The following is a 4,762-nucleotide window of genomic DNA, read 5'->3' on the forward strand; positions in this document are numbered from 1 at the left end:
ATTTTTTGCGGACGATGGCATATTTCAACTACACCAGTTAGTATACTCACGCTATAACCAAATTTGAGAAAGAACCATGAAAGTCTTTATTTGAAACTTTTTTAATAAAACTAATTAGTTTTGGATTAATTATTTCTATATAATTAAGTAGTACTATGTCACTGAAAATTAAAATATTTGATTGTGAGGAATATATTTTATGACAAGAAAAATTGGAATTGTTGGTATGGGTAACGTTGGTGCAGCTTGTGCTCACTATATTGTTGCTGGTGGCTTCGTCGATGATTTAGTTTTAATTGATTAAAACGAAAAGAAAGTAAAAGCTGATGCATTGGATTTTGAGGATGCAATGGCTAATTTACCTTCCCATACAAATATTTTTGTGAATGACTATAATCAATTGGATGATGCTGATATCATTATTTCGGCCGTTGGACATATCAAGTTGATTGGTGGCGACCATCCTAATCGTTTTGGTGAATTAAATCCAACTGGCGAGTCGGTTACTGATGTGGCTAATAAGATTAAGCAAACAAATTTTCATGGGATTATGGTGGTAATTAGTAATCCTAATGATGTTATGACTTCCATGTATCAACAAATTTTAGGGTTCCCCAAAGAACGGGTTATTGGAACAGGTACTTTGCTAGATTCTGCTAGAATGAAACGTGCGGTAGGTAAAGCATTTTCTGTCGATCCTCGTTCAGTTTCTGGTTACAATTTGGGTGAGCATGGTAACTCCCAATTCACAGCTTGGTCAACGGTCAAAGTTATTGATCAACCAATTGAAAAATTGGCTAAAGAGTCAGGCTTGAATTTGGAAAAAATTAATGAAGATGTCAGAATGGGTGGTTTTACCGTCTTTGATGGTAAAGGCTATACTAACTATGGTGTTTCGACGGCTGCAGTTAGGTTATCGTTAGCTATTTTGAACGATGCTAGAATTGAATTGCCAGTTTCTAATTATCGTGAAGAATATGGCGTCTACTTATCCTATCCAGCAATTGTCGGTCGTGATGGTATCTTGAAACAATTGCAATTGGATTTGCCACAAGAGGAATTAGATAAGTTACAATATTCAGCTGATTATATTAAAAAGAATCTTAATAAATAATTTTTATATGCAGAGCCTGGTCACTGTTTTGTGATCAGGTTTTTTGTATACGATTTGCAAATTTTTAAATTAATTGCCTATTATTAATATTTTTTTAATGAAATTAGAGTATAATTGCAGTCACAAATTAATTTTTAGATGCGAGGTAATTTATATGACAAGAAAAGTAGCTATTATTGGAATGGGTAATGTTGGTGCAGCCTGTGCTCACTATATTGTTGCCAATGGTTTCGTTGATGATTTAGTTTTGATTGATATTAATGACAAGAAAGTAAAAGCCGACGCCTTGGATTTTGAAGATGCAATGGCTAATTTACCGTTCCATACAAACATCTTTGTTAATGATTACTCTCAATTAGATAATACCGATGTAATTATCTCTGCTGTAGGAAATATTAAATTACAAGATCAAGTAAAGCCAGATCGTTTTGCAGAATTGAAGTTTACAGGTAACGCAGTGAATGAAGTGGCTAAAAAAATTGCCAAAACTGAATTTGATGGAAAAATAGTTGTTATCAGTAATCCTAATGATGTTATGGTATCAATTTATCAAAAGGTTACGGGGTTGCCTAAAAAACATGTCATGGGAACTGGAACGTTGCTGGATTCGGCACGTATGAAACGTGCAGTTGGGGCTGCTTTGAATGTCGATCCTCGTTCAGTACAAGGATATAATTTGGGTGAACATGGGAATTCTCAATTTACGGCCTGGTCAACAGTTAAAGTTTTGGAACAATCAATTACTGAATGGGCTCAAAAAGATGGTTTAGATTTGGATAAGCTGAATGATGATATAAGAATGGGCGGTTTCACGGTATTTAGTGGCAAAAAATATACTAACTATGGTATTTCAACAGCTGCTGTTAGACTAACCATGGCGATTTTGAACGACGCTCATATTGAACTGCCAGTCTCTAATTATCGTGAGGAATATGGTGTTTACTTGTCATATCCGGCTGTTATTGGTCGTGACGGAATTATTCAACAAGTTCAATTAGATCTGCCACAAGAAGAATTAGATAAATTACAATATTCAGCTGACTTTATTAAAAGTAAGTTACCTCAAGAAGTTAAATAATGTATATATTGGTAAGAAGTTGTCAAAAAAACGTAGTTATAACGCTACGTTTTTTTTATTGCTCAGTTTTAAGCAAATAGATAAATAATTTACTAATGAAAAAAAGGTATACATATGAAAAATTGGTAAGACCAATTAGCCAAGTGGTATCTTTTGAAAGCGTTATTAAAAAAAGTACCACTTGGCTTTTTGAGGACCATATTCCTTGATATGGTTGATTTTAGCTGATAAACCACCATTTTAATGGTCTATCCCAGTTGCTGTTTTATCTTCTGTAACCGGATACAATGGTCTTGTGGTTGATACCAGAAAGGATTCGATTCGTATGAAAATTACTCTTCAAGAACAGTTAATCAACTTGCTGACTAATTACATTCAAACTTTACCAGCCAACGCTAAATTGCCTTCTGAAAGGGAGATAGCTGAAAGATATGAATTATCTAGAACAACTGTCAGAGCTGCTTTGATGGAGTTAGAAGTTACTGGGATGATTCGCCGAGTTCATGGTAAGGGGACTTTTGTTAATAGGGTTGATCTCAATAGTGATTTGAATAGTAGTTACAGTTTCAACAAGCAGATGATTTCGCTGGGAAAAAGACCACAAACCAAAATTCTTAGTTTCGAGCGAAAGGAGGCCAATGCTTACTTCGCTAAGAATTTGGAAACTGAAGTGGGCAGTCAAATAATTAAGATAAAGCGTCTTCGCTATGCTGACGATATTCCTGTTATGTTAGAGAAAACTTATCTACCGGCTGATCACTTCAGTTTAATGACTGAATCAATGTTGAACAATCATTCTTTGTATTCAGTTTTTGCCGAAGAGTTCAATGAGCAAGTTTATTACGCTGATGAATATTTTTTGGCTGGCATTATTAGTGTCAACGATAGTAAATATTTACAGATTAAAGAAGGCGCACCTTGCCTGAATCTCAGACGACAAACGTATGATCCACATAATCAAATTATTGAATTTACTTTAAGCGTGGCGAGAAGCGATCAATTTGCTTATCACATTCGTCATGATATTAGTAAAAAATCCTAAAGAAGAGTAGTTAATATTTGGAGGTATAAAGATATGGGTATTATTGCAGTAAGAATTGATGAAAGATTAATTCACGGACAAGTAGCTAATTTATGGACAACTAAATTACAAGCATCAAGAATCATGGTAGTTGATAACGAAATTATAAAGAGCGATATTCAAAAGACTGCCCTTAAATTAGCCAAACCTGCTGGGGTTAACCTAAGTATTTTAGGTACTAAAAAATCTTCAGCAAATATCTTAGCCGGCAAGTATGATTCACAAAAAGTATTCCTTGTTGTTAAGAGACCTGAAACTCTTGTAGAAATGATCAAGAATGGCGTTAAATTTGACACTATTAATGTTGGTAACATGTCTCAAAAGGATGATTCTCAACATTTGACACAATCAATCAATGTTACGGATGCCGATTACGATGCATTCCATGAAATTCTTGATGCAGGGGTTAAGATTACTGCGCAAATGGTTCCAAGTGACCCAATCAAAGACTTTGCAAGTATCTTGAAAGATTATAAAAAATAAAGATTTTCAATCGGGGGAATGAACTATGAGTTTTACAATTGTTCAAATATTGCTTTTAACAGCATATTCCATGTATAACATCTACGATGAATTACAAATGAATTCATCATTAAGTCAACCTGTCTGGGCCGGAATGATTTCTGGTTTGATCATGGGTGATATGAAGACTGGACTTATTATTGGTGCTGCTCTTCAATTAACTGTTTTAGGTGTTGGTACATTCGGTGGTGCTTCTAAGATTGATGCTAACTCAGGTACTGTTTTAGCTACAGCCTTTTCAATCGGTACTGGTATGAAAGCTGCTACAGCTATTGCTGCTATTGGTGTTCCAGTTGCCGCACTTCTAACATCATTTGATATTCTTGCTAGATTTGCTAATACATATTTCCAGCACAAAGTTGATAAGGATATTGAAAACTTCAATTACAAAGGTATTGAAAGACATACAATCATGGGTGCTTTGCCATGGTGCTTATCACGTGGTATTCCTGTATTTCTAGCCTTAGCTCTAGGTCAAGGTGTTGTTAAGACTATGGTTACATATCTAAATGGAGACCTTCAATGGTTAAATACTGGTCTTCAAACAGCCGGTGCTACACTTCCTGCTGTTGGTTTTGCCATCTTGCTTCACTATCTACCAGTTAAGAAACACATTGCTTACTTGATCCTTGGTTTCACAATTACAGCTCTACTATCAACAGTATTTACAAATATCCAAGCTTTAGGTACAGGTTTGGGTGCTGCAAGTAAAGCCTTTACAACAACATTCAATGCTCTTCCAATGTTAGCTATTGCCTTAATCGGTGGTGCTTTTGCCATTCTTGAATATAAGAAATCAATGGCCAAAATTAATACTGCTGGCCCAGCTGCTGGTTCTAATAACAGTGGTTCTGACGATGAAGATGAAGACGAAGACGATGAAATTGAAGATGCTAACGGGGAGGTAGACGGTGATGAAGAAGAATAACGAATATGAATTGGTAGATTGTAAAATTAATCCGAACGC

At 35.2% G+C, this 4,762-nt stretch carries 4 protein-coding genes and 1 pseudogene; all 5 read left to right on the plus strand.

Features of this window, described 5'->3' with window-relative positions; all coding sequences use genetic code 11:
• The first annotated feature begins 199 nt into the window (after positions 1–199).
• Positions 200–1,114, plus strand: a pseudogene (locus tag FD26_RS10450) (L-lactate dehydrogenase).
• A gap of 154 nt (positions 1,115–1,268) precedes the next feature.
• Positions 1,269–2,192, plus strand: a complete 924-nt coding sequence (locus FD26_RS10455) for an L-lactate dehydrogenase (protein WP_057868367.1) — start codon at positions 1,269–1,271, stop codon at positions 2,190–2,192.
• Between the two features lie 325 nt (positions 2,193–2,517).
• The gene (locus FD26_RS10460) at positions 2,518–3,234 is read left to right on the plus strand and encodes a GntR family transcriptional regulator (RefSeq protein WP_057868368.1); all 717 of its coding nucleotides are present in this window, start codon (positions 2,518–2,520) and stop codon (positions 3,232–3,234) included.
• A gap of 33 nt (positions 3,235–3,267) precedes the next feature.
• On the plus strand, positions 3,268–3,756 hold the full coding sequence (locus FD26_RS10465) for a PTS sugar transporter subunit IIB (RefSeq protein WP_057868369.1): 489 nt from the start codon (positions 3,268–3,270) through the stop codon (positions 3,754–3,756).
• Between the two features lie 25 nt (positions 3,757–3,781).
• The gene (locus tag FD26_RS10470; protein ID WP_057868370.1) at positions 3,782–4,723 is read left to right on the plus strand and encodes a PTS mannose/fructose/sorbose/N-acetylgalactosamine transporter subunit IIC; all 942 of its coding nucleotides are present in this window, start codon (positions 3,782–3,784) and stop codon (positions 4,721–4,723) included.
• Positions 4,724–4,762: the final 39 nt, after the last annotated feature.

This window comes from Companilactobacillus crustorum JCM 15951, from assembly GCF_001434585.1.
Taxonomy (GTDB): domain Bacteria; phylum Bacillota; class Bacilli; order Lactobacillales; family Lactobacillaceae; genus Companilactobacillus; species Companilactobacillus crustorum.

Coding starts and splice junctions, on each gene's coding strand:
- FD26_RS10465 (WP_057868369.1), top strand. CDS start 3,268: ATGGGTATTATTGCAGTAAGAATTGATGAAAGATTAATTCACGGACAA.
- FD26_RS10470 (WP_057868370.1), top strand. CDS start 3,782: ATGAGTTTTACAATTGTTCAAATATTGCTTTTAACAGCATATTCCATG.
- FD26_RS10455 (WP_057868367.1), top strand. CDS start 1,269: ATGACAAGAAAAGTAGCTATTATTGGAATGGGTAATGTTGGTGCAGCC.
- FD26_RS10460 (WP_057868368.1), top strand. CDS start 2,518: ATGAAAATTACTCTTCAAGAACAGTTAATCAACTTGCTGACTAATTAC.